General features: G+C 63.6%; 23 protein-coding genes. 13 read left to right on the forward strand and 10 right to left on the reverse strand.

What is annotated here, in order from left to right; all coding sequences use genetic code 11:
- The first annotated feature begins 2 nt into the window (after nucleotides 1-2).
- Complete coding sequence (locus tag IHE46_RS09850; RefSeq protein ID WP_192164454.1) at nucleotides 3-467, forward strand: DUF3301 domain-containing protein; 465 nt, start codon at nucleotides 3-5, stop codon at nucleotides 465-467.
- A 264-nt stretch (nucleotides 468-731) separates the two neighbouring features.
- Here IHE46_RS09850 and IHE46_RS09855 read toward each other — a convergent pair whose 3' ends face one another.
- From IHE46_RS09855 to petA, 5 genes are all read right to left on the reverse strand, one after another.
- A complete protein-coding gene (locus IHE46_RS09855; RefSeq protein WP_192164455.1) occupies nucleotides 732-1157 on the reverse strand; it encodes a ClpXP protease specificity-enhancing factor in 426 nt (141 codons plus the stop codon).
- 20 nt (nucleotides 1158-1177) lie between these two features.
- The gene (locus IHE46_RS09860) at nucleotides 1178-1801 is read right to left on the reverse strand and encodes a glutathione S-transferase N-terminal domain-containing protein (protein WP_192164456.1); all 624 of its coding nucleotides are present in this window, start codon (nucleotides 1799-1801) and stop codon (nucleotides 1178-1180) included.
- A 74-nt stretch (nucleotides 1802-1875) separates the two neighbouring features.
- Entirely contained in the window at nucleotides 1876-2625 is a 750-nt protein-coding gene (locus tag IHE46_RS09865; protein ID WP_225562933.1) for a cytochrome c1, read from the reverse strand.
- Between the two features lie 13 nt (nucleotides 2626-2638).
- Nucleotides 2639-3943: a cytochrome bc complex cytochrome b subunit gene (locus IHE46_RS09870; protein WP_192164457.1), complete on the reverse strand. Its 1305-nt coding sequence runs from the start codon at nucleotides 3941-3943 to the stop codon at nucleotides 2639-2641.
- The gene (gene petA / locus IHE46_RS09875) at nucleotides 3943-4548 is read right to left on the reverse strand and encodes a ubiquinol-cytochrome c reductase iron-sulfur subunit (RefSeq protein WP_192164458.1); all 606 of its coding nucleotides are present in this window, start codon (nucleotides 4546-4548) and stop codon (nucleotides 3943-3945) included. Before petA ends, IHE46_RS09870 begins: the two co-directional genes overlap by 1 nt.
- 189 nt (nucleotides 4549-4737) lie before the next feature.
- On the opposite strand from petA, the gene IHE46_RS09880 reads away from it, so the two are divergent.
- On the forward strand, nucleotides 4738-5919 hold the full coding sequence (locus tag IHE46_RS09880) for a trypsin-like peptidase domain-containing protein (RefSeq protein WP_192164459.1): 1182 nt from the start codon (nucleotides 4738-4740) through the stop codon (nucleotides 5917-5919).
- A gap of 1 nt (nucleotide 5920) precedes the next feature.
- On the opposite strand, the gene IHE46_RS09885 is transcribed toward IHE46_RS09880, so the two are convergent.
- Nucleotides 5921-7030, reverse strand: coding sequence for a lytic transglycosylase domain-containing protein (locus tag IHE46_RS09885; RefSeq protein WP_192164460.1), 1110 nt, complete (start codon nucleotides 7028-7030; stop codon nucleotides 5921-5923).
- Between the two features lie 193 nt (nucleotides 7031-7223).
- On the opposite strand from IHE46_RS09885, the gene miaB reads away from it, so the two are divergent.
- The 6 genes from miaB to IHE46_RS09915 all read left to right on the forward strand — a co-directional run bounded on the left by miaB (nucleotide 7224) and on the right by IHE46_RS09915 (nucleotide 13876).
- A complete protein-coding gene (gene miaB, locus IHE46_RS09890; RefSeq protein ID WP_192164461.1) occupies nucleotides 7224-8567 on the forward strand; it encodes a tRNA (N6-isopentenyl adenosine(37)-C2)-methylthiotransferase MiaB in 1344 nt (447 codons plus the stop codon).
- 156 nt (nucleotides 8568-8723) lie between these two features.
- The gene (locus tag IHE46_RS09895) at nucleotides 8724-9722 is read left to right on the forward strand and encodes a PhoH family protein (protein ID WP_192164462.1); all 999 of its coding nucleotides are present in this window, start codon (nucleotides 8724-8726) and stop codon (nucleotides 9720-9722) included.
- Nucleotides 9709-10203, forward strand: a complete 495-nt coding sequence (gene ybeY, locus IHE46_RS09900; RefSeq protein WP_192164463.1) for an rRNA maturation RNase YbeY — start codon at nucleotides 9709-9711, stop codon at nucleotides 10201-10203. The genes IHE46_RS09895 and ybeY overlap by 14 nt, the downstream gene beginning before the upstream one ends.
- Before the next feature lie 39 nt (nucleotides 10204-10242).
- Entirely contained in the window at nucleotides 10243-11544 is a 1302-nt protein-coding gene (locus tag IHE46_RS09905; protein WP_225562934.1) for a hypothetical protein, read from the forward strand.
- 159 nt (nucleotides 11545-11703) lie between these two features.
- Nucleotides 11704-12552 (forward strand): transporter associated domain-containing protein, encoded by an 849-nt coding sequence (locus IHE46_RS09910; protein WP_192164464.1) that lies wholly within the window; start codon nucleotides 11704-11706, stop codon nucleotides 12550-12552.
- A 115-nt stretch (nucleotides 12553-12667) separates the two neighbouring features.
- Nucleotides 12668-13876, forward strand: coding sequence for a DUF4105 domain-containing protein (locus tag IHE46_RS09915; protein ID WP_192164465.1), 1209 nt, complete (start codon nucleotides 12668-12670; stop codon nucleotides 13874-13876).
- 12 nt (nucleotides 13877-13888) lie between these two features.
- Here the strand turns inward: IHE46_RS09915 and IHE46_RS09920 are convergent, their stop codons facing one another.
- Nucleotides 13889-15883: an acyltransferase family protein gene (locus IHE46_RS09920; RefSeq protein ID WP_225562935.1), complete on the reverse strand. Its 1995-nt coding sequence runs from the start codon at nucleotides 15881-15883 to the stop codon at nucleotides 13889-13891.
- Nucleotides 15884-16211: 328 nt separating this feature from the next.
- Here IHE46_RS09920 and IHE46_RS09925 point away from each other — a divergent pair, with 328 nt between their 5' ends.
- Entirely contained in the window at nucleotides 16212-18011 is a 1800-nt protein-coding gene (locus tag IHE46_RS09925; RefSeq protein ID WP_192164467.1) for a tetratricopeptide repeat protein, read from the forward strand.
- A 70-nt stretch (nucleotides 18012-18081) separates the two neighbouring features.
- Nucleotides 18082-19050, forward strand: a complete 969-nt coding sequence (gene corA, locus IHE46_RS09930) for a magnesium/cobalt transporter CorA (RefSeq protein WP_192164468.1) — start codon at nucleotides 18082-18084, stop codon at nucleotides 19048-19050.
- A gap of 21 nt (nucleotides 19051-19071) precedes the next feature.
- On the opposite strand, the gene IHE46_RS17005 is transcribed toward corA, so the two are convergent.
- The 3 genes from IHE46_RS17005 to IHE46_RS09940 are packed head-to-tail and all read right to left on the reverse strand — an operon-like array spanning nucleotide 19072 to nucleotide 22257.
- A complete protein-coding gene (locus IHE46_RS17005) occupies nucleotides 19072-19581 on the reverse strand; it encodes a bactoprenol glucosyl transferase (protein WP_225562936.1) in 510 nt (169 codons plus the stop codon).
- 42 nt (nucleotides 19582-19623) lie between these two features.
- Complete coding sequence (locus IHE46_RS17010; RefSeq protein WP_343230015.1) at nucleotides 19624-20091, reverse strand: glycosyltransferase family 2 protein; 468 nt, start codon at nucleotides 20089-20091, stop codon at nucleotides 19624-19626.
- A 27-nt stretch (nucleotides 20092-20118) separates the two neighbouring features.
- A complete protein-coding gene (locus IHE46_RS09940; protein WP_192164469.1) occupies nucleotides 20119-22257 on the reverse strand; it encodes a S9 family peptidase in 2139 nt (712 codons plus the stop codon).
- Nucleotides 22258-22472: 215 nt separating this feature from the next.
- On the opposite strand from IHE46_RS09940, the gene IHE46_RS09945 reads away from it, so the two are divergent.
- From IHE46_RS09945 to IHE46_RS09955, 3 genes are all read left to right on the forward strand, one after another.
- Nucleotides 22473-22901 carry a pilin gene (locus IHE46_RS09945; RefSeq protein ID WP_192164470.1) on the forward strand — a complete coding sequence of 143 codons (429 nt, stop codon included), beginning with the start codon at nucleotides 22473-22475 and terminating at the stop codon, nucleotides 22899-22901.
- A gap of 325 nt (nucleotides 22902-23226) precedes the next feature.
- Nucleotides 23227-23709 carry a pilin gene (locus tag IHE46_RS09950; protein ID WP_192164471.1) on the forward strand — a complete coding sequence of 161 codons (483 nt, stop codon included), beginning with the start codon at nucleotides 23227-23229 and terminating at the stop codon, nucleotides 23707-23709.
- 102 nt (nucleotides 23710-23811) lie between these two features.
- Complete coding sequence (locus IHE46_RS09955; protein ID WP_192164472.1) at nucleotides 23812-25749, forward strand: hypothetical protein; 1938 nt, start codon at nucleotides 23812-23814, stop codon at nucleotides 25747-25749.

The following is a 25749-nucleotide window of genomic DNA, read 5'->3' on the forward strand; positions in this document are numbered from 1 at the left end:
AGATGGGCAACATCCACGACCTGTTGATACTGCTGGCGCTGGTCGCCGCGATAGCGCTGTGGCTGAGGCTGAGCGCCGCGCGCGAGCGTGCGGCCGCCGAGGCACGCCAGCAATGCGAACGCTACGGCCTGCAGATGCTGGACGATTCCGCGGGACTGCGCGCGCTGCGCCTGCGCCGCGTGGCGGGACGCCTGCGGCTGGAGCGCTGCTACGGTTTCGAGGTCAGCATCGACGGTGCGGATCGCGAACAGGCTTCGCTGTGGATGCTGGGCGATGCATTGAGCGAATTGCGGTTGCCCACCGTGGTGCTCACGCCGCCGGAGCAAGGCGAGCTTCCGGACATCGATGCGGAGTCCCGGGCATCGGGCGAATCGACGGACGGTCGCACCGACCAGTCTGCATCCGGCAGCAACGTGGTCCCGCTGCGCCCGCGCCGTTACTCCAGCGGCGACGACACCTTGCATTAAAAATGTCCTGTCCTCCTTGCGGGAGGGCAGCATGCCTGGAGTCATGAGAGGCAATCCGGAGAAATATCCAGATTCGACCTTCCAGGATGGCAAGCAGACCGCGTCCAGGACCGGAGAGCCAGCCGCTGACGGACGGCACGGCCATCTCGCACTGCCGCTGGAAACTGGGCACGCGCTCGCCGTCCCAGTACAAACTGGATCAGACGCCTTGCATGCTGAGTTTTGACCAGTCTCCGAAAGACGGGGCGGACGCCTATCGCTGCGCTACTTGATGACCCGCAGGAACGGGGCGCCGCGCTTGGGCTTGTCGTCGCCCGTGCCGCCCTGGCCGGTCGGCGGTTCGTCAGGAGCGGGAGCGGGCGGCGGCGTGTCGCCGCCTTCCTCTTCGGCGGGGAACATCATGCCCTGCCCGTTTTCCTGCGCGTACAGCGCCAGCACCGAGCCGACCGGGATGCGCACCACGTGGCTCACGCCGGAGAAGCGTGCGGAAAAGCCGATCCAGTCGTTGCCCAGTTCCAGGCTGGCCACCGCGCGCATCGCGATGTTCAGCACCACCTGGCCGTTCTTGATCACCTGCGGTGGCACGCGCACGCCTTCGCCGGTGGCATCGATCAGCAGGTACGGGGTCAGGCCGTTGTCGCTGATCCAGTCGTAGATCGCCCGCAGCAGGTACGGACGGTTGGAGCTCATGGGGAGTGATGCTTCGCTCATCAGGGACGCATGGCCTTTTCTTGCTCGGTCATGCTGCGCGCAAAACCCTGGCTATGGAACAGACGCTCGCCGTAATCCATGATCGGCTTGCCCTCGCGCCCCAGGTCCACGCCCAGCCACGGCAGGCGCCATACCACCGGCGCCACCAGGCAATCCGCCAGGCTCATCTCGGGGTTGAGGAAAAACTTGGACGCCTTGAACAGCGGCAGCGCGCCCAGCAGGTTGGCACGCAGGCGCTTGCGCGCAGGCTCCGTGGTACGGCCGCCGGCGCGGATCGTGTCCACCTCGGTCAGCCAGTCCTTCTCGATGCGCACTGCGGCCACGCGCAGGCGCGCGCGCGACAGCGGATCGATCGGCATCAACGGCGGGTGCGGGTAGCGCTCGTCCAGGTACTCGCACACCACGCTGGCGTCGTACAGGATCAGATCGCGGTCGACCAGGGTAGGCACGCTGCCGTACGGGTTGAGGTCGAGCAAGTCCTCCGGCGGCTTGTCCGGATCGACCAGCACCCGCTCGTAGCTGACGCCCTTGGCGGCCAGCACCAAGCGGGCACGATGGCACTGGATGCCGTCGGCCGTGGTGTAGAGAGTGAGTGCGGTACGCGAGCGAGCGCTTGGAACCATGCGCGGTATTCCCTGTTGCGGTTGCACGGGTGGGTGGCCGGAGCCACCCACCCGATGGGTGTTGCCTCTGGAAATCAGTGGACGTCTTTCCAGTACTCCTTCTTGAGCAGATAGGCCAGCATGGTGAACGCCACCAAGAACAGCAGCACCCAGATGCCGTAGTGCTGCCGCTGCAGGGCCGCTGGCTCCGAAACGTACTCCAGGAAATTCACCAGGTCACGTGTCGCCTGCTGGTATTGCTCCGGGGTCAGCTTGCCGGGATGGGCGAGTTCCAGCTTCTCCACCTCGCCGGAGCCGGGCTTGGTCACCGCGGTCTGCTCGCCCTGCAGCTCCCACAGCGGGAACGGCATCGCCGCGTTCGGCAGGGTGGTGTTGTTCCAACCGATCGGGCTCTTCGGGTCGAGGTAGAAGGTGTTGAGGTAGGTGTAGACCCAGTCGGAACCCTTCGCGCTGACTTCCAGCGAGAGATCGGGCGGCGCCTTGCCGAACCACTTGCCGGCGTCGTCCGCCGGCATGTGCGAGACCACCTGCTCGTCGAACTTGGCGCCGGTGAAATTGAGGTTCTGCATCACCTGCTGTTCGGTCAGGCCGAGGTCGTCGGCCATGCGCGAATAGCGCACGTACTTCAGCGAATGGCAGCCCACGCAGTAGTTGAAGAACAGCCGGGCGCCACGCTGCAGCGAAGCCTGGTCGCGGATGCTGGAACCGGACGCCATCAGCTGTCCGTCGTCCTCGGCGTGCGCCGCCTGCTGGCCGGCGAACAACAGGCCCAGGGCCAGCGCGCACGCGGGAAGGACACGCTTCACCAGGAGCATGGGCTTCATCAAGAGCGTCGGCTTAGTCATGCGTCGTCACCCGATCCGGAACCGGCTTGGTCTTTTCCCAGCCGAGGTGTGTGTACAGCCACAGGAACACGAAGAACCCGAAGTAAGTCAGCGTCATGATGCGGCCGAAGACGTTGTCCCACAGCGTGATGTCGATGTCGGCACCGAAGATCTTCGGGAAGTATTCGTCGGTAAGGTCCATGCCGATCGCCATCAGGCACAGGAACGCGATCACGAAGATCGTGAGCGCCACCTTGTAGCCGGTGCCGCGGTAGCGGATCGACTTGACCGGGCCCACGTCGATCCACGGCAGGGCGAACAGCAGCGCGATCGAGCCGAACATGCCGAGCACGCCCCAGACCGCGGTGCCGAAGGCCGACGGGATCATGCGCACGATGGCGTAGAAGGCCGTGAAATACCACACCGGCTTGATCTGCGCGGGCGTGACCAGGTTGTTGGCTGCAATGGAGTTGTCGTGCTCCAGGAACCAGCCGCCGAAGGTCGGTGCGAAGAAGATGATGAAGGCCGCGATCAGCAGGAAGAAGCCCACGCCGGCCAGGTCCTTCACCGTGTAGTACGGATGGAACGGAATGCCGTCGGCCGGCTTCAGCGCATCCCAGCGGTTGCCCTTGGGGCCATGCTTGATGTCCACGCCGTCGGGGTTGTTGGAGCCCACCTCGTGCAGGGCGGCCAGGTGCAGCACCACCAGCAGCAGCAGCACGATCGGCAGCGCGATCACGTGCAGCGCGAAGAAGCGGTTGAGCGTGGCGTCGGCGGGCAGGAAGTCGCCCATGATCCACTCTTGCAGGCCCGGGCCGATCTTCGGGATGGTGCCGAACAGCGACACGATCACCTTGGCGCCCCAGAACGACATGTTGCCCCAGGGCAGCACGTAGCCCATGAAGGCCTCGGCCATCAGCACCAGGAAGATCAGCATGCCGAGCAGCCACACCAGCTCGCGCGGCTTCTTGAACGAGCCGTACATGATGCCGCGGAACATGTGCAGGAACACCACCACGAAGAACAGCGAGGCACCGGTGGTGTGCATGTAGCGGATCAGCCAGCCCCACTCCACGTCGCGCATGATGTACTGCACCGAGTCGAAGGCGCCTGCCGCGCTCGGGTCGTAGTTCATCGTGAGGAAGATACCGGTGACGATCTGGTTGACCAGCACCAGCAAGGCGAGCGAACCGAAGTAGTACCAGAGGTTGAAGTTCTTCGGCGCGTAGTACTCGGTCATGTGCTTGCGGTACGTCGGCGCAAGGCCGGGCGCACGCTCGTTGACCCAGTCGCCGATACGGACAAATACGTTGGCCATCACGCGTTCCCCTTCGCATCCACGCCGATCTGCACGGTCGTGTCGTCGATGAAGTGGTATGGGGGGATCTGCATGTTCTTGGGCGCGGGCACGCCCTGGTACACGCGGCCGGCCATGTCGTAGCGCGAGTGGTGGCAGGGGCAGTAGTAGCCGCCCTGCCAGTTCGGATCGAACGGCTCGGGCTTCATCTCGCCCACGTAGTTCGGCACGCAGCCCAGGTGGGTGCAGATGCCGACCATGACCAGCCATTCGGGCTTGATCGAGCGGGTTCCGTTCTGCGCGTACGTCGGCTGCTGCTCGGCGGAGGAGCCGTCGGATTTGGGATCGACGAGGCGGGGATCCTGCTTCGGCAATGCCGCAAGTTGTTCCGGCGTGCGGTTGACGATAAACACCGGAAGGCTGCGCCAGCCGATGATCAACTGCTGGCCGGGTTCGATCTTCTTCAGCGATTGGGTGACCGGAGCCCCGGCGGCCTTGGCTCGGGCGCTGGGTTCCCACGACTTGATGAAGGGCACGGCTGCCGAAACGATTCCCACACCTCCGACCACTGCGGTGGCCGTCGTGAGAAACCGGCGGCGGCCATGGTCGACGACTTCGTTCGCCATCAGGCTCTCCGGTACTTGCTGCGTCAGGAAGGGCTTGCGCCCCGCGATCAGATTGGAACCCCTTAAAATCGTTTTAGTCTAGCGTCAGCCCCCACACCGTACAATAAAAGGGCCACGTCGTATCGACGCTCCATGCCGTGGCCAGACTACCCTACCGTCCGCCCGCCCGTCACGGATTCGCAGCACGACATGAAACATGCCGCCGGCACGCTCGCCTTCCTCGCCCGCTGTGTCGTCGTCGGCCTCGCCGCGGCCTTCGTGATCGGCCTGGTCTGGCCCGCCAGCGGCGAACGCCTGCGCGCGGGGCTGCATCTGCCCGCGGCACCGGCGGCCTCTCCGGGCGCGCAGGCCGCGCCCGCGCCGACCTCCTATGCCGATGCGGTCGCCGTCGCCGCGCCCTCGGTGGTGAACATCTACGCCAACAAGATCGTCAACGAGCGGGCGATCAAGATGTACGACAACCCCATCCTGCAGCAGATGCTGGGCGGCACGCTCACCACCTACGCGCGCCCCGAGAAGACCCTGGGGTCGGGTGTGATTATCAGCGCGCAGGGCTACGTGCTCACCAACTATCACGTGATCGCGCACGCCACCGACATCCAGGTGCTGCTCTACGACGGCCGCGTGGCCCAGGCCCGCGTGGTCGGCTCGGACGAGGAGACCGACCTCGCCGTGCTGAAGATCGACGCCGGCAACCTGCCGGTGATCCAGCTCGCCGAGCAGAAGCCGCGCCCCGGCGACGTGGTGCTGGCGATCGGCAACCCGCTGGGCCTCAACCAGACTGTGACGATGGGCATCGTCAGCGCGGTAGGCCGCCAGTTGAACGACTCCAGCGCGGAGGACTTTATCCAGACCGATGCGGCGATCAACTTCGGCAACTCCGGCGGCGCACTGGTCAACGCCGAGGGCAAGCTGGTGGGCATCAACGCCCTGCTGATCGGCCGGGCCGCCAACGCCGAAGGCATCGGCTTCGCGATCCCGGCGGACACCGCCAAGAACGTGCTGGACCAGATCGTGGCCACCGGCCACGTGATGCGCGGCTGGCTGGGCGCGGACTACAGCTTTGTACCGGTGACCGCCGACAGCGGCCTGCCCAGCGCGGCACGTGGCGCCTCGGTCACCGACGTCTACCCCGGCAGCCCCGCCGCGCTGGCGGGTATCCAGCCGCATGACATCCTGCTGCGCATCGGCGACGACGACATTCGCGACCCGGCCGACCTGCGCAAGCGCGAGTCGGCCATCAAGCCCGGCACCACGGTGGAGATTTCCGGCCTGCGCAACGGCAGCCCGTTCCACACCAAGGCTACGCTGAGCGAGCGCCCGGCGATGAGCGCGGACACCACGACCGCCACCGACGACAGCCAGCAGTGAGTCAGCCCGGCCGGGCCGCCGCCAGCGGCGGATGCAGGGCCACCTCGTAACGCTTGCGCAAGGTGTCCACGCGTTCCACGTAGACCTGGGTTTCCGCATACGGCGGTATGCCGTTGTACTTCTGCACCGCGGCGGGGCCGGCGTTGTAGGCGGCGGCGGCGAGATGCTCGTTGCCGTTGAAGTCGCGCAGCAACATGGCAAGGTAGCGCGCGCCGCCGCGGATGTTCTGGGCGCTGTCGAAGGCGTCGAGCACGCCCATGTCGCCGGCCGTGCCCGGCATCAGCTGCATCAGCCCCTGGGCGCCCTTGATCGACATCGCACGCGGGTTGAACGCGCTCTCCGCATGGATGATCGCGCGGATGAACGCCTCGTCCACGCCGTATTCCACGCTGGCCGCGCGGATGACGTCGGCGTAGTCGGTGACGTCGAGCGGCACGCTGCCCCAATGAATGTTCGAGTGCAGGTTGCAGGCGAAACAGGTGGCGATGTAGGTGAACAGCATCTTCGCCGTCTGCGCGGCGTGGCCGGCGGGCGGGATGTTGGTGTATTCCACGCTGCCGTCGGCGCGCGCGATGCGGTACACCGCGCCGCGCAGCACGCGGTCGCTCGGCGCAGCGGCGGCCGGCATGCCGGGCAGCGCAGCGTCGCCGTCGCTCGCCTGGCTGTAGGTCCAATGTCCGCGCAGCCCAGGCGGCACCGCCGAGGCCGACGGCAGCGGGTCGGCGGCCGTCGCCTTCGCCGTGGTGAACACGCTGCCTTTCACCGTCGCCAGCAGGGTCGAGGCGGTTTCGGCCTGGGTGCGGGTACCCACCGCCACGCCTCGCACGCCCTCCAGCGAAGCCGGCGACTTACGGCGCGCAGGCGTACCGTAATCGCCCAGCTTGTGGCAGCTGCGGTAACCGGCGGTATTGCCGGTGAACACCGTCTCGCCACTGGCCCCGGTGCAGCGGTACAGGACTCCGGCATGCGCCCCCGGCAGCCACAGCGCCCCCGCCAGCAAGGCGCAGCCCAGCGCGATCCGCCCCAGGATCGAGCGGAATAGCGGACGTTTCGGCGGGGAGCCTGCCTCGAGCCGGCCAGCCCTCCCCCTGTGGCGTGCGGCTTCAAACATGGCGGCAGTGTGCCGCCGCATGGCTCCAGCGCCAAGTGCAAGCGTATCGTTTCCTGCACGGCAGCCGCCGGCCGAATGGCCCAAGTGCTTGATCGCGCATGGCCATTCGATGGCGGGCGGCGGCTCGTCCGCGTAAAATGACCAGTTCGGCGCGATCCGCGCCGTGCCTCGCGCAACCACGGTAACCAGCACCATGAGCGGCAAGCTTTTCATCAAAACCCACGGCTGCCAGATGAACGAGTACGACTCGGCCAAGATGGCCGACGTGCTCAAGGCTTCGCACGGCCTGGAACTGACCCAGGACGAATCCGAGGCGGACGTCATCCTGGTCAACACCTGCTCGATCCGCGAGAAGGCGCAGGAGAAGGTGTTCAGCCAGCTCGGCCGCTGGAAGGAACACAAGCAGGGCGGCAAGGCCGTGCTGATCGGCGTGGGCGGCTGCGTGGCGTCGCAGGAGGGCGAGGCCATCATCAAGCGCGCCCCCTTCGTGGACCTGGTGTTCGGCCCGCAGACCCTGCACCGCCTGCCCGAGCTGATCGAATCGCGCCGCGAAAGCGGCAAGCCGCAGGTGGACATCTCCTTCCCCGAGATCGAGAAGTTCGACAAGCTGCCCGAACCGCGCGCCGAGGGCCCCACCGCCTTCGTCTCGATCATGGAAGGCTGTTCGAAGTACTGCAGCTACTGCGTGGTGCCCTACACCCGCGGCACCGAGATCAGCCGTCCGTTCGACGACGTGCTGGTGGAGGTGGCCCGGCTCGCCGAGCAGGGCGTGCGCGAGGTGAACCTGCTGGGCCAGAACGTCAACGCCTACCGCGGTCCCATGCACGACGGCGGCATCGCGGATCTCGCCGTGCTGATCCATGCCATCGCGCAGATCGAAGGCATCGGCCGCATCCGCTTCACCACCTCGCACCCGCTGGAGTTTTCCGACTCGCTGATCGAGGCCTACGCCAGCGTGCCCAAGCTCGCCAACTTCCTGCACCTGCCGGTGCAGGCCGGCTCGGACCGCATCCTCGCGGCGATGAAGCGCGGCTACACCGCGCTGGAGTTCAAGCAGAAGATCCGCAAGCTGCGCGCCGTGCGCCCGGACATCTGCGTGTCGTCCGACTTCATCGTGGGCTTCCCTGGCGAAACCGACGAAGACTTCGAGAAGACCATGAAGCTGATCGAAGACATGGGCTTCGACCAGAGCTTCTCCTTCATTTTCTCCGCCCGCCCCGGCACTCCTGCGGCCAGCCTCGCCGACGACACGCCGATGGCGGCGAAGCACCAGCGCCTGGAACGCCTGCAGGCGGCGATCAACGCCAAGGCGAAGGCCATCAACGAAGCGATGGTCGGCACCGTGCAGCGCGTACTGGTGGAGAAACCCAGCACCAAGAATCCGAACGAACTCGCCGGCCGCACCGAGAACATGCGCTACGTGAATTTCCCCGGCGACGCACGCATGATCGGCCGCTTCGTCGACGTGCTCATCACCGACGCCATGACCAACTCGCTGCGCGGGCGCGTGCACGCGCTGGCCGAGGCGGTTGCCTGAGCTTTGAAGCCCCTCTCCCGGCGGGAGAGGGGTTGGGGTGAGGGTACGGGGCTTGCGAAGCATTTCAACGACACGCTCCGCCCGCACCCTCATCCGCCTGTCGGCACCTTCTCCCGGAGGGAGAAGGATTCACCCTTCAAGTCCTTGACCAAATCCATGAACCCAGGCATCCACGAACGCGACTTCGCCCTCGACCCGGAAGACAACGCCCGGCTTGCCAGCCTGTGCGGGCCGTTCGACGAGCACCTGCGCCAGATCGAGCTGCGCCTGGGCGTGGAGATCGACCACCGCGGCAACCTGTTCAAGGCGATCGGCGAGGAAGCCGCCGCGCGCAGCGCCGAAAAAGTGCTGCGCGCGCTGTACGCCGTCACCGAGAACGAGACCTTGAACGGCGCCAAGATCAACCTGCACCTGGCCGAATCGGGCGTGGATTCCCTCACCGAGGATGCGGGCGAAGGCGCCCAGGAAGTCGTCATCAAGGTGAAGCGCGGCGTGATCAAGGGCCGCGGTCCCAACCAGGCACGCTACCTGCACGCCATCTCGCGCCACGACATCAACTTCGGCGTGGGGCCGGCCGGCACCGGCAAGACCTACCTCGCTGTGGCCAGCGCGGTGGAGGCGCTGGAGGCGAACCGCGTGCAGCGCCTGCTGCTGGTGCGCCCTGCCGTCGAGGCCGGCGAGAAGCTGGGCTTCCTGCCCGGCGACCTCACGCAGAAGGTCGACCCCTACCTGCGTCCGCTGTACGACGCGCTTTATGAAATGCTCGGCTTCGAAAAGGTGGCCAAGCTGATCGAACGCAACGTGATCGAGATCGCGCCGCTGGCCTATATGCGCGGGCGCACCTTGAACGACTCCTACGTCATCCTGGACGAGGCGCAGAACACCACTGTCGAGCAGATGAAGATGTTCCTCACCCGCATCGGCTTCGGCTCGGTGGCGGTGATCACCGGCGACGTCAGCCAGGTCGACCTGCCGCGCAACGTGCGCTCCGGCCTGCGCCATGCGGTGGAAGTGCTGCGCGGCGTGGACGGCATCAGCTTCACCTTCTTCACCTCGCGCGACGTGGTGCGTCATCCGCTGGTGGCGAAGATCGTGCGCGCCTACGAGGCATTTGAAAACGCCGACGAGGGAAAGCAAGGTAATGGCGCGAAATAACGCATCCACCGACGACCATATTGTGCATCTCAGCTATGGCGTGGGACGCAAAGGGTTGCCTTCCGCATTGAGCTTCCGCCGCTGGGCGAACGCTGCGCTCGCTGGCGCAAAGCGGCGCAGGCCGGCCGAACTGGCCATTCGCATCGTTGGTACGCGAGAGGGCCGTAGTCTTAATCGCGACTATCGCGACAAAGACTACGCCACCAATGTGCTGTCTTTTGCGGCTGAGCTTCCGCCGGGCGTAAACCTGCCGCTGATCGGCGATTTGGCGATCTGCGCCCCGGTGGTTGCGCGTGAAGCGAAGGAACAAGGCAAGCTATCAAACCATCACTGGGCACACATGACCGTACACGGCGTGCTGCATCTGCTGGGCTACGATCACATCGAAGATGGCGAAGCCGAAGTGATGGAAGCGCTGGAAACGCGCATCCTGGCCAAGCTCGGCATCGACGATCCTTACGCCATCGAACGCGACGTCTGAACATTCAGACATCTTTTCACGTTCGAACGGCTCGAACGTTTGTGCCGTCGCGGCACTGGAGAGATCTGCATGTCCGCACCATTCCATCTTGCTGCAAGTATCGGCTCGATGCTCGTCATGGCGGCCGCCCTTCCGGCGCATGCGGCGGACACCACCCAGCAGCAACTGGCGGCCAGCACTTGCGCAGCCTTGCGCTCGGCCGCGCAGACCGTGCCCGGCAACGGCCCGATGCTATTGCCGAGCTATCCGAGCCTGAAGCAGGGCGATGACTCCATTCGTGCCTTGCAAGGTGTTGCTTTTGTCTACGACAACGCACTGGCAGGTGTCGCGCTTGTTGCCTGTGGCGAGCCAGCCGAGGCCCGCCGCATCGCGGACGCCTTCGTGCTGGCTTCCGCACATGACCCGGGTTTCAGCGATGGCCGCTTGCGCAATGCCTATCGCAGCGGCGCGATCGACGGCGGGAAAGTCGAACTTCCGGGCTATTGGCAGAGTCATGGCAACTACTGGAGCCAGGATCCTTATCAAACAGGCACCGCGACAGGCAACGTGGCATGGGCGGCGTTGCTGCTATTGAACGTGTACGACAGCACGCACGATAGGCGCTATCTGGACGCCGCTGTCGCGCAACTGCACTGGATACAGGCACATACCGCCAGCGGCATCAACCCTCCGGCCTACGAAGGCGGCCTATTCGGCTACGACAATGCCCAGCGCGCACAGCACTGGAAGGCCACCGAACACAATATCGATGTCTACGCCGCAGCATCCTGGGCCGCACGCGAATCCGGCGATGCGACGTTGACGCAACAGGCCAAATTCGCGGGCAGCTTTGTTCACATGATGTGGGACGGCACGCAGCATCGCTTCCTGGTCGGCACGCTGGATGACGGCATGACGCTGTCACGCGACAAGTCCGGGCTGGACGCGCAGGTGTGGCCGCTGCTGGCCTTCAATCCTCACCCTGCCGAATGGAATCAGGTATGGACCTGGGTCGATAGCCAGCATCGCAGCGGCGAGGGTTACGGTTACCGGCGCCAACCCGACGGGGTATGGACGGAAGGCACCGCGCAGGTTGCCGCCGCCATGCAAGCCGGCGGGAAAGCCGTCCCTGATTCGCTGTGGCAACTGCTCGCGGCCCAGCGCAGCGACGACGGCATGCTCTACGCCACGCCACAGCCGCGCATCGGCACCGATTTCGCGATCGGTCCCACCTCGACCCACGCCGACTTTTTCTACTACCACTACCCACACCTGGGGGCGACCGCCTGGACCGCGCTGGCCGCGAAGGCCTGGAACCCATTTACCGGCAGGCAGATGGCCCATGCAGAGGGCAAGCCATGAGTGCCTTTCGGTGTCCCATGGCTTATCGCCATCACCCTGGACCCCTACCTTCTGCGGGGAGCCGGCGCCCGGTCTACCTGAGGCCTTGTTCCTGAATTGTCACGACTTTTCCGCTAGACTCGATCTTCCGCCCGCATCAGGGCAGCATCTCCAAGAGTAATGAACGACGACCCCGGCAGTACCAGCGGCCCGGCCCATCGCAAATGGTGGGATCGACTGGGCCACCTGTTTTCCGGCGAACCGCGCAACCGCGCGGAACTGATCGACGAGCTGCGCACCGCCCAGGTCAACGGCCTGCTGAGCGCCGACACCCTGCCCATGCTGGAAGGCGCGCTCAAGGTCACCGAGCTGACCGTGGACGACGTGATGGTGCCGCGTGTGCAGATCGTGATGATCGCCGCCGACGCACCGCTTTCGGACATCCTCTCCGCCGTGGTCGAATCCGGCCACTCGCGCTTCCCCGTGCACGGCGAGGACAAGGACGAGATCCTCGGCGTGCTGCTGGCCAAGGACCTGCTGAAGTATTTCGGCAACGGCGCCGATTTCGACATACGCGCGATCCTGCGCCCTGCGGTGCTGATTCCCGAGTCGATGCGCCTCAACGTGCTGCTGGCCGAGTTCCGCCGCAGCCGCAACCACCTGGCGATGGTGGTGGACGAATACGGCGGCGTGGCCGGCCTGATCACCATCGAGGACGTGCTCGAACAGATCGTCGGCGAGATCGACGACGAACACGACGATGCGGAGGAACCGGCGCAGATCCATGCCCAGGCCGACGGTTCGTGGCTGGTCAGCGCGCTCACGCCCATCGAGGACTTCAACGAGGAGATCGGCGCGGCGTTCTCCGACGAGGAGTTCGACACCATCGGCGGCCTTGTCACCGCCGAGTTCGGCCACCTGCCCGAGGCGGGCGAGGAAACCGAGGCGGGCGAATTCCTGTTCCACGTCACCGAAGCCGACGACCGCCGCGTGCAGCAGTTCCGCGTCACGCGGCGCCACGACGCCTGACGGCGCTTCCCTTCCCCGGCTTGCGGGGAGGGATCGGGGCAGCAATCCTGCCGCAGGCTTTCACCCTTTCCCGACCTTCCCCTGCATGCAGGGGAAAGAGAAAAGACCGGAATCCATGCGCGCCCTCGCCCTGCTGCTCGCCCTCTTCCTGCTGGCCGTTGTGCCGGCCCACGCCAGCGTGGCCGACGCCCCGGGCGCGAACCTGGAAGTCGCGCTGGTCACCTACGGTCCCGGCGACGTCTATTGGGAGCGTTTCGGCCACGACGCGCTGGAACTGCGCGACACCGTCAGCGGCGAAGCCGTGAATTTCAATTACGGCGTATTCGACTTCAACGAGAAAAACTTCTTCCTCAACTTTGCGCGCGGCCGCATGCATTACTTGATGGATGCCGAGTACACGGGTGAAGAAGAAAGCTATTACGTGCAGGTGGGTCGCTCGATCACCCGCCAGCGCCTGGCGCTCACGCCAGAACAGGCCAGCGCGCTGCGCGACTTCCTGCTGTGGAACATGCGCCCGGAAAACGCCGGCTACAACTACGACTACTACGCCGACAATTGCACCACCCGCGTGCGCGATGCGCTGGACAAGGCGCTGGGCGGCATCATCAAGGCGCGCCTGACCGCGCAGTCCGGCGGCATGACCTACCGCCAGCAGACCGACCGCCTGATGAGCGCCCAGCCCTGGCTGATGCTGGTGCTAGACCTCGGCCTCGGCCCCTACGCCGACCAGCCGCTCGATGCATGGCAGGAAAGCTTCCTGCCTTACGAGTTGCAGGACAACCTGCGCGGCATCCGCGTACCCGATGGCCACGGCGGCACCCAATCACTGGTACAGGACGAACAACTCCTGTCGCCCAACCATGTCGCCGTACCGCCGGCACAGGCGCCCGATCTGCGTCTGCCGCTGGGCGCGGCAGGCCTGGCGTTCGCCATCGTGCTGATACTGGCTGCGCGTCGCTGGCCAACGATGCATGCCCTACTGGCCACACTCTGGCTGCTCGCTGCCGGGCTGGTCGGTCTGCTGTTGCTCGTGCTCTGGACGCTCACCAGCCACCATTCCGCCTGGGCCAACGCCAATCTGCTGCTGTTCAGTCCGCTCGCCTTCCTGCTGCTTCGCGCACCGTGGCGCATGCGCCGCGGTATCGCGCCCACGCGCTTCGTCGATACCGTGCTGGTGCTGCAACTGCTCGCCGCTCTCACCGCCGTGCTGCTGCACCTGCTGCCCGGCACCGTGCAGCAGAACCAGCCTTGGATACTGTTCGCGCTGCCGGTTTGGCTGGCGCTGGCGTGGAGTCTGCGGCGCCCCTTGCTCGCACACTCCTGACGGCTATCCGCGTCAGCGTGAAACAACAGGCGGGCTTGCCGCACCGATGCCCAGTTTCTCCGCCATCACCGGGCCCAGCGAGGCCGCGAAACTGCCGGTCAGATGCTGGCTGTCGCGAAACACCACAAAGCCATTGCGCTCCGCAGCGCAGATGTTGTCCGGGCAAACCTGCGTATTCATATCCAACATGCTGACATTGGCGTAGCGGCCCGCTGCCTCGCCTTGCCATCGATACACCTGATCCGCGCGCCGGTCACCCGTTGGTGCACTGCAAGCATGCTGCAGGCCCAGCCATGCCGGGCGCCCTGCGTGTTCGGCCAGGCAATCCGGGCCATCAAACGGCAAACTGGGCGTATCGCGCAGTAGCCATACATGCCCTGCTACCGGGCTGAGCGAAGCCAGCACCTTCGTCGTACCAGTTATCCATTGCTCCTTCGAAAAGCCGTCTGCATCTGCGGTGCCAAGCATCACTACATCAGGCTTGATCCTTGCAAGTTGCTTCAAGGCATGCGCGCGCCACGTCGCACACACGGTGTATTCCTTGCCGATGCGGGTATAGAAAAACGGCTCGTCCACCATGGGACAGGACGATTTGGTGAGTACCAGCACACGCCAATCCGGCCGGTCGAATGCCCTGGCGACCGCGGGAAACCACTGCCCGGCGTGGCTGTCGCCCATCAATACCGCTGTATGCATCGCATCGGCGGGGCCGAACGCGCAGATACGCACTCGATCGCTCTGGTACCAGTCATCGCAACCCATGCCATAGATCGCCGGCGCATCGCCATGCGCCATGGCATACCGCTGCATGTCCGACGACTGCATGAGGTCGCCTGCCCGATTGTTCCAATGCACGCACAACCCGCTGGCCGCCAGCATCAGTGTCAATGCGACATAGATCGCCGCGCGCGGGCGCGCCAACCACTCCCGACGATTGCGGATCGGCGATTCGACAAACCAGCAAGACAAGCAGGCCAACACCAACGACAGCAATACCCAGGATGCGCGATACGACGGGGCGTCCGAACCCGTGACCGCATGCCCCAGCAACAGGACCGGCCAATGCCACAGGTACCACGAATAGGAAATGCCGCCGATCCATTGCAGAGGACGCCATGCCAGCAGCCGCGACACTCCATCCGGACGGGCGGCCGCGCTGCCGGAGGCAATGATGCTCACGGCTCCCAGTGTGGGCAGCAGCGCATAACCGCCGGGATAAGGGATATTCGCTCCGAACCACACACTGGCCAACGTGATCATGGCTAGGCCGATCCACCCTGCAACCTTCGTTATTCCCGGATAACGAACCCAGCATGGCGAGGCGTCGGCTACCCCAGGCACCTTGAAATAGAGCCAGACCAATGCGCCGGCAGCAAATTGCCAGGCCCGCATGGGCATCATGTAGAACGCCTGCGACGGCGCCTTGTAGCTCAACCACACGCAAGCCGCGAAGCTGACGATTGCCACGGCAAACATCCCGACCTTCAAGCGCGCGACACCGCGCCCGCCATCGCCACCGAGCAGCCACGCCAGCAGTGCAGGCCAGATCAAGTAAAACTGCTCCTCCACGCCCAGCGACCACGTGTGCAGGAACAGATTGGTTTCCGTGCCAGGCGAGAAATAATCCAATCGCGCGAAAGCGAAATGGATATTGCTGAGCCACAGCGCCGCCGCGGCCGCCGCAGACGACTGATCGCGTTGCTCCACGGGGGCGAGCAATAGCGACGCAAGCATGCCAACGACCAACAGCATCAGCAGCAACGCCGGCAGCAGCCGGCGCAAACGGCGCACATAGAACTCCGCGAACCGCAACCGTCCGCTGCCCGACACCTCCTGCACCAGCAGGCCAGTGATGAGAAAGCCCGACAGCACGAAGAACACGTCCACGCCGACGAAACCGCCGTGCAGCCACGGCACGCTGGCATGCACCGCCACCACCAGCATGATCGCGATGGCGCGCAGACCTTCCAGATCGGCCCGGTAACCCAGCCGGTAATCGTGCCCCATCACCCAACACCCCTGTTTCGTCACGAATGCCAGCCTGCGCCACAAGCCATGCATTACACAACTTGCGGCAGCGTTCCGGGAACACCGATCGCTTCGATGTTTGCCCAGACGCATGCCAGAACGGCATTATGCAGCCCTATGCGCGATTGTCCTGGCGACCGAATCACATGGCGGCCGGCCACATCCTCGACTACAGCGCATCGACAGTCTTTCAGGGGGAGGGATCCATCGTGAAATTGAATTTGGCAAGAAGCGCTCGTCCATCAGCTCCGCGCTTCAAACATGCTTGCCGACGGACACATCAAGACCTCATTCGATTCCACGAAGCATGATCACCAAACCATTATCCAGTTGGGGCGCCAAGCCAGCGATCGTCGCCGGATTCGTCTTGGCCTTGATTGTGCTGGCTTACTGGCCTGTCATGCGTGCAGGCTTCGTATGGGACGATGTCACCGACTTCCAGAAAATGTCGTGGCTGACCTATGGCGACGAGTGGAAGCACTACATCTTCAAGGATTTCAACTTCTGGTCGAGCTACTTCAGGCCACTGGTAGTCGCGTTGTTCACCGCGCAGGTGCGGCTCTTCAACAGCCAGCCTGCTCCGATGCATGTTGTATCCCTATGCATGCACCTGATCGACACCTTGCTCGTGGGCCTGCTTGCTTGGCTCTCCGCGACTGCCGCATCACGCCACTCGCGCCAAAGAGTCATTCTTCTTGCGTGTTCGATGCTTCTCTATGGCTTGCATCCCATACTCATAGAAAGCGTGACATGGATCGGCTGCCAGTTCGATCTGATGGCAACAATGTTTATGTTGCTGGGATTGCTGGCCAATCAGCTGATTCGCAGCAAAACGCTCCGGGCAGCCACCATAGGTCTGTTGTTCTTCCTTGCTGCCTGCTGCAAGGAGTCCGCCGCCGCGTTCCCGCTGATCCTTGTTTTCCATGACTGGGCCATGTCATCCACTGGCGACCTGCGCACGGGCATTCGCGCCTTCCTGGATCGCCATTGGCAGACCTTTGTTGCATTCCTGGCCGCAGGATTGATGTATCTGGCTTTCCGGCATTGGGCGCTGGGGCAGCTGCTTCAACCGACCGGCAGCGACGCGCCGTCGGCATTTGGTCGTTTTCAGGAAGTCTGCTTCCTCTACCTCCACTACTGGCGAACCCTGTTCGTGCCGATGCCCGGCATGAGCCCGATTCATCCCATCGACATGGCCCCGTTCGCCGTTGCGACTCCTGGCTCTTTGCTCGTCGACATCCTCGCCATCGCAATGGTCCTTGGCGCTCTTTATTTCGCAGTGGCGCGCCGATCGGTACTGGCATGCATCGTGATGGTGGTGACCGCAGCGCTTCTCCCCGTGCTGCACATCATTCCTTCCGGGTTCGACACCAGTCTTTACCATGAACGTTACGTCATCACTGGACTGGCCGCCGCCTGCGCCATGCTGCCGCGCCTGCGCCTTGGCCTGGCTGCCGACCAGAGGGAGAGGACTGTACTCTTGGCTTCACGCGCGGCGGCCTTCCTGGCTGTTATCTGGCTTGCGGCGGCCGTCGTGTCGATACGGACCACCATCCCGATGTGGTCAAGCAACATCGAATTATGGCAATGGGCCCTCACGGTGAATCCGGAATCGGCGGATGCCATGAACAACCTGTTGTCCGCGTATATCAACCGCAAAGATTACAGAGATGCCGACGCGCTTCTGGAGAAGATCAGTGCCACCCATGTAGAGTGCGCATACTGCATGTTGAATGCTGCCAACATGGCTCTTGAGAAAAACGATGCCACCGCTGCATCCAGGTATCTCGAGGAAGTGAGAACTTCGAGAGAAGTTGTCGCAAGCAAAACCTTGTTCGGCCTGTACCTGCAAACCACCGGCGAGATGCTTCTTCAGAAAAACAACGTGCCGGATGCGATCGAAGTCCTCCGCGGCGCAATCAAGGTTGCCCCGGACAATTCGCAGTCCTACATCTTGCTTGCCCTGGCCTTGGCAAGACAGGGGCATTCATCCGAAGCGCGTTCGATTGGCGAGACCGGTGTAGCCATGCAGCCGGCCTCCCGACGCCCCATTGTACAGAAGGCCCTGGACGACCAACTGAGTCAATTGGCGCCACAGACGAAATGAAATCACCCGCGCATCGTCCCGGTCCATCCCTATGACATGTGACACTGCCAACCATGCAGCGCAAGGCTCCATGGTGATCAACTGCGTCGCCTATCGCAGCGACGGCCAGCGTATGGGCGATATAGGACTGGATGCGATCAGCGATGTGCTGAAAGAGCCTGACACCTTCGTCTGGGTTGGACTGCACGAGCCGGACGAGGCATTGCTGCTGAAGCTCCAGGAGGAGTTCGACCTGCACGACCTCGCCATCGAGGACGCACAGGCCGCGCACCAGCGTACCAAGGTCGAGGCCTACGGCAATTCGCTATTCATCGTGGTGCAGACCGCCCAGCTGGACGGTGGCCACATCGCGTTCGGCGAGACGCACATCTTCCTAGGGCCGCGCTATCTGGTCACTGTGCGCCACGGCGCGTCGCTGTCCTATGCGCCGGCACGACGCAGCTGCGAGCACACGCCGGAATTGCTGGCGCTGGGACCGAGCTACGGCCTGTACAGCGTGCTGGACTTCATCGTGGACAACCTGCTGCCCATCGTGCGCGACTACCGCGAGGAGCTGCAGGAGCTGGAACAGGACATCTTCTCGGAAAGCTTCAACCGCGACACCGTGCGCCGCTTGTACGACATGCAACGCGATTTGATGACGCTGCGCCTCGCGGTGGCTCCGCTGCAGGATGTCATCAGCCAGCTGGTGCGTCTGCATCAACAGCTTATCCCCGACGAACTGCGCGTCTATTTCCGCGACGTGCACGACCACGTGACACGCTTGAACGATTCAATCAACGCGATGCGTGAAATGCTCTCCGCGGCCATCTCCGTGAATCTTTCGCTGGTCACTTTCGGTCAGAACGAGGTGATGAAGAAACTCGCCGGCTGGGCCGCGATGCTCGCCGCCCCTACCCTCATCACCAGCTGGTACGGCATGAATTTTCAGCACATGCCCGAACTGTCCGAGCCCTGGAGCTACCCGCTCATCATTGGGGTGGTGATCTGCGTGGTCGGCGGCATCTACATCGGATTGAAGCGGGCTAAATGGCTGTAACGCCGGATGACCCGACCGCACTCACTCATGCGCGCCATCGGTCCTCGATGACTGGAACACGCTCCGGACAACATAGATGGGCCTACGTTTGGACTCGATGTAGATACGCCCGACGTACTCACCAATCACGCCGATGCCGATCAACTGGATGCCGCCAAGGAAAAGTACCGCGGTGATGATCGACGCATAGCCGGGCAAGTCTCGCCCGTACAGAATCGTCCTAGCCACCAGGTATATCGCGTACGTCATCGACACAAGCGCACTCAATATGCCGATATAAGTCCAAACCCGCAGCGGCAAGGTACTGAAACTCGTGAGGCCTTCCAGCGCGAGATTCCACAGTTTCCAGCCCGAGAACTTGGTTTTCCCGGCAGCGCGCGGTGCCCTCGCATAATCCACGTAGGCTTGCGAGAAACCTACCCATGCAAACAGCCCCTTCATGAACCGCCGGTTCTCTGGCAGGCGCTTCAGCTCATCGACCACTTGGCGCGACATTAGCCTGAAATCACCCGCATTCTCGGGGACCTTCACATCGGCTATCGAATTGTGGAATCTGTAGAAGAGGGCCGCGGTTCAACGCTTTGCGTAAGTGTCGCTATTGCGTTCGATGCGTCGGGCAATGACGACGTCAGAGCCTTCCCGCCATTTGCGCACAAGCTCCGGTATCAGTCCGGGCGGGTCCTGCAGATCCGCATCGAACGGTATCGCCGCATCCCCCATCGCAATATCGATCCCGGCAGTTAGCGCAGCTTCCTTGCCGAAGTTTCGCGACAGATCGACCACCTTGATCCGAGGATCCAGGCGCGCGGCGGCGCACAGCTGCGCTAGCGTATCGTCCTTGCTGCCATCGTTCACGCAGACTATTTCATAGTCGGCCTGCTCGATCGACGCCAGCACCTTCGGCACTTCTCGGAAAAAATCGGCGATGACGACGGACTCGTTGTAGAAAGGAACAACAAGGGAGATACGCTGCACAGCGTGTGGCGTCCGTATTTGCATGAATACCTCTTCCTCTGTCGGGCGCATCGATGCCGCTGCCACTTCGAATCCAGAACGGTCACGGGCGGCCTATTGTTTGGGCGCACCCGCCCACTGCTTCAGCCACGCATTCACCGTGTCGTGCCACAACACACTGTTGTGCGGCTTCAGCACCCAGTGGTTCTCGTCCGGAAAGGTGAGGAATTCGCTGGGAATACCGCGGCGCTGCATCGCGGTGAACGCGCCCATGCCCTGGGTGATCGGGATGCGGAAATCGTCGCCGCTGTGTACGACCAGCATCGGTACGCGCCAGTCCTTGACGTGGTCGACCGGGTTGAACTTCTCGTAGTTGGCCGGCACCTCGAACTGCGGGCCGCCGTTCTCGTGTTCCTCGAACCACAGTTCCTCGGTGGCGTAATACATCATGCGTGCATCGAATACGCCGTCGTGGTCGACGAGGCAGCGCCACGGCTGGTTCCATACGCCGGCAATCCAGTAGGTCATGTAGCCGCCGTAGCTGGCGCCCAAGGCGCAGGCGCGGCTGCCGTCGAGGAAGCTGTATTTGTCCAGCGCCGCCTGCCAGCCGAGCTTGAGATCCTGCAGCGGCTTGCCGCCCCAGTCGCCGGAGATGGCATCGGTGAACTTCTGGCCGTAGCCGGTGGAACCATGGAAGTTGATGGTGACCACCGCGAAGCCCTGGCCCGCATAGGTCTGCGGATTCCAGCGATAGCTCCAGCTGTTGGTCATCGCGCCCTGCGGGCCGCCGTGGATGATGAAGGCCACCGGATACTTCTTGCCGGGCTGATAATCCGCCGGCTTCACCACGTAACCCTGCACCGTTTCGTCGTTCCAGCCCTTGAAGGTGAAGAACTCGAAGTCGCCCTGGTGCACGTTCGCGAGCATCGCAGCGTTGTAGTGGGTGACCTGTTTGAGATCCTTGCCGTCCGTGTTCACGGTGTAGAGATCGGTGGGGCGCTTCAGATCGTTGCGCGCAAGCAGCAGGTGCGAGCCGGCCAGCGAATAGCTGTCCACTTCGCCATCGCCCACTACCTGACGCGCCTTGCCGCTGGCCGTATCCACGGCGAACAACGGATGCTGGCCGTTGTCGTCGGCAGTGACATAGAGCGTCTTGCCGTCGGCGGAAATGCCCATGCCGCCCGGCGAACGGTCCCACTGAGGATCGACTTCATGCTTCGCGCCCGTGGCCAAGTCCAGCGCCATGATGCCGAAGCGGTCCGCCTCGAAAGCCGGGGTCTTCATCGCGAGGTAGTACAGCGTCTTGCCGTCCGGCGAGGGCACCGGGTAGGCGTCCCATGCCTTGTTTTCGGCAGTCAGGTTCACCGGCGCAGCCGAGCCGTCGGCCGGCACCTTGTAGATGTCGAAGTTGGTCGACCACGGCTCGCTGTTGCCTGCGATGCGCACGCCGAAGTACACGGTGCGGCCATCGGGCGAGAACGCGAACTCGCTGTCGTCGCCGAAGGGCTTGCTGGGAACGTCGCCGTCGATGCCGCGCGAAAGCAGCGCCGGCTCCGCCGGCAGCTGGCCGTTCGCATCGAAACGGCCGAGATAGAGCTGGTTGCGCGTGCCGTCCGCCCAGGTGTCCCAGTGCCGCACGAACAGCTTCTTATAGATCGTGCCGGTGGCCTTGTCCGCCGCGCGCTTGTCCTGCATCTGCTTGGTACAGGCCAGCGTGTCGCAATCGGTGAACACCGCATAGGACAACAGCACGCTCTTGTCGTCCGGCGCGAGCTTGTAGTCCTGGATGTCCAGCACGCCGTGGCTCACCTGCACCGGCGCCTTGTGGGCGGCGAGATCAAGTCCGTTCTTGCCCGTCGTGAAGTCCAGCCGCCACAACTGCGCCACGCCTTTGGCTGCCGCCACGTAATACAGGCTCTTGCCATCCGCCGACCAGCGCGGCGAGGAAGCGCCCTTCTCCACCACCGTCACCGGTTGGCCGTCGTGCGACAGATCCAGCACCGCGATCGCGTTGACACCCTTGTTCGCAGCGTAGTCCGTGCTGCGCACGCCGAAGGCCGCGTAGCGCCCGTCCACGGACAATTGCGGATCGCTCACCCGCTGCATCATCACCAGGTCGCGCACGTTGAACGGGTGCGGCGCGTGGTCCAGCGTGATTGCGGTATCCACCGGTGCGACGGTGTCTGTGTCCGCCGCCAGCACAGGTGAAGTCGCCAACGCCAGCAGCAGCGCAGCAGCCAAGGTGTTCTTCATGGAGATTCCCCAGGGTGGTCGGCACGGGGGCAAGGTAAGCAGATCGGCCCAATGAGGCAAGCAAGTCGCCACACAAACCGAATATGTGATGCGGTTCACCCCACACAGCATCGGCCTCGCCGAACTCACTTCGAATCCGCCCAAACCCACATGGAAGGCGCGCTACTGGTACGAAACCTGCCTGAGGGTAGGGGAATTTCAAGGGGGAAATGACCATGCCACACGCACGAGCCTCTGGCGGCTTCACACTGATCGAACTGATGATCGTGGTGGCAATCATCGCGGTACTCGCCGCCATTGCCATACCGATGTACCAAACCTACGTGGCCCGTGCCCAGGCCACCGCGGGCCTCAGCGAGATCACGCCAGGCCGCACCGCCTACGAAACCCTGGTGAACCAAGGCGTGGTCAGCAATGGCAGCTACGTCGACGTGGGCAACCTCGGCCTCCCCACCGACACCTCCAATTGCACGATCACCGCGACGACATCCGTCCGTGGCAGCGGCTCGATTCAGTGCACGCTCAAGGGCTCGCCGGCCGTCAGCGGGCATTACATCAATCTTGAGCGCAGCAGTAGCGGTTCCTGGCAGTGTCTTTCCAATCTCAATGCCAACTACATGCCGAGCAGTTGCGTCTCCGGCTGAGCCCATACCCGGCAGGCACGTGACATACAGCGTCACTCCCTGCCCCTCTGCGTCAGCACCTGCAAAGGTGACGCGACGGACGCCACAATCCGATCATCTCGCCCTCCGCCACGGCTTGCTAACGCAATGCGAAGCTCTGCACAATCCACCCGCCTGCGCTGCTGCAGGCAGCGTTCGAAAGTCGGCGTGGCACACAACGTGCAGCCTGTTTCAGCGAGCTTCCTGGTCGTTCCCGACGACGCATGACAGGGGCCGGTTCCATTCAGGGGGATGGGATCGGGAGCTCAGGGGGCAACAAAGGTCATTCAAACCACGAGGAACCACCATGAAGAGCATGCAAAAGGGCTTCACCCTGATCGAACTGATGATCGTGGTCGCGATCATCGCCATCCTGGCGGCCATCGCCATCCCGCAGTACCAGACCTACGTGATCAAGTCGCAGGTGTCGCGCGCCATGGGCGAAGCTGGTGATGCCAAGGTTGTGATCGAGGACTGTTTGAACAACGGCCAGAGCACCGTCGGTACCGCCTCCACGGACTGCACGCTGCAGGCGCTTACCCCTTCCGACATCCTTAGCGGCGCTCAGCAAGGTAGTGAGGCTGCTCCGCCGACCGGCACCGGTTACGCGCAAGTCAACCCCTTAAGCGGCACGGGTCAGACGAAAGTCATCGCCACCCTGGGCAACCACGCTTCTGCCAAGATCTCTGGCGGCACGATTACCTGGGCACGCACTGGTAGCGGCGCTTGGACCTGCTCGACCGACGGTACGATCATCACGAGCAACTACGCTCCGGCCAGCTGCCAGTAACGCCTGCCTGCAGACGTTACGGCTCTCACGCCGTCGCTTCAGAGCAAAGGCCGCCATCGTGCGGCCTTCGCTTTTTGTGTACTCCCGTTATTTATTGTCAGCATGCCGCCACCCAAGCCCACCATCCGCCACCTATCGATTGCAGCGGCCATGCTGGGGCTGGTCGCCCTAGCTTTCTGGCCAGCCCTCACCGGCAGCTTCATCTTCGACGACTACCCGATCTTCGTCGAGAACCCCACCATCCATGTTATGGGCTGGCATTGGGCGGAATGGCAGCGTGTATGGGTGTGGTCACGCATCAATATCCAGCGCCCGCTGGCCATGCTGAGCTATGCGTTGAACTACGCGCTGGGTAATGGCACCTGGGGCTTCAAGTTCACCAACCTGCTCATCCATTTGTTCAACACAGCGCTAGTGCTGCTGCTCGCCCGGCGGTTGCTGGGCGCATGCTGGCCATCGCGCAGCGGCGAAGAGGCCGGGGCCTACGCACGCCAACTCGACTGGTGGGCGCTGGGCATCGCAGCAGCCTGGGCCATGCATCCGCTGCAGGTTTCGGCGGTGATGTACGTGGTGCAACGCATGGAGCTGATGGGTTTCAGCTTCGTGCTGATGGCCCTGCTGGCTTACTGGCATGCACGCCAGTTGCAACAGGATGGGCAACGCAGCTGGCCCTGGCTGCTACTGTGCACGGTACTGATTGCGGTGGGCTACGGTGCCAAGGAAACCGCCGTGCTGGTACCCGGCTACGCGCTGCTGATGGAGCTGACCGTGCTGCGCTTTGCTGCCGCCAGCCCTCTCACGAGTCGCCGCTGGAAACTGTTCTACATTGCAGGCTGCATCGCCGCTTCGCTCGTGTTCGCGCTCTATCTGCTGCCGCATTACGCCACGGCAGGGGCTTATGCCGGCCGCGACTTCAGCGCATGGCAGCGCGAACTCACCCAGCTTCGCGTGCTGCCGCTCTACCTGTACTGGATCGTGTGGCCGGCTCCTGGCCACATGGTGTTCTATTACGACAACTATGCGGCCTCCACCGGATGGCTGCACCCGGCCACCACCCTGCTGGGGGGCCTGTTCCTGCTCGGGTTGCTCGGGGCTGCCGTTGCATTGCGCAAGCGACGCCCGCTGCTGGCACTGGGCATTGTCTGGTTCTTCATGGCGCATGCACTGACCAGCGCCCCCATCAATCTGGAACTGGTATTCGAGCATCGCAACTATCCGGCGCTGTTGGGCGTGGTGTTCGCATTGGCCGACCTCGCCTGGAGCGCCACCCGGCGCAGCCGCTCGATTGTGCCGGCGCTGGTGGCCTGCGCGCTAATCCTCAACCTCGGCTACCTCACCATGCTGCGCGCCTCCGTCTGGGGCAATGGGCAGATGCTGGCCACCACCCTGGTGGATACCAATCCCGACTCGACCCGAGCCACCATGGATCTGGCACGCAGGTACATGGCGATGTCTGGCGACAATCCAAATATGCCGCTGTACTCGTTGAGTATCCGGCTGCTGGAGCATGCCACCACCCTGAATACGGACTCGCCGCTGGCCGAAGAAGCCCTGTTGTTGGAGGCCGCGAAAAATCCCCAGCTACCGACCCAACCTTGGTGGGACAGCATCAAACACAAACTGCAGACGCGCCCACTGACTTCCGATACCTGGCGAGCACTGAGCCAGCTGATGACCGAACGCGTCGGCGGCAATACCCATATCGATGCGCAACAATTGGCCGAGGCCTATGCCATCGCCGTTTCGCGCGCCCCCTGGCGAAGCAGCCTGCATGCCGAGTACGCCGAACTGGCTGGCGCCGTATTGCACGACACCTCGCTTGCCATCGAGCAGTGGCAACAAGCGCTGTCGCATGATTCGGACATCGGCAACTACGCCTCACGACTGGCTGAATACCTTGTCAAACAGAAGCGTCCGCAAGAAGCGCTAGCCGTGATCTCGGAGGCAATGCAGCTGCGGCCAGGCCTGCACAACGACGCCACCTTGCGCTCCTTGCAGGCCAGCGCCCAAACCCTCAACAAGGCAACCTTGGCGCATTGA

The sequence above is a fragment of the Rhodanobacter sp. DHG33 genome, assembly GCF_014843005.1.
GTDB lineage: Bacteria > Pseudomonadota > Gammaproteobacteria > Xanthomonadales > Rhodanobacteraceae > Rhodanobacter_A.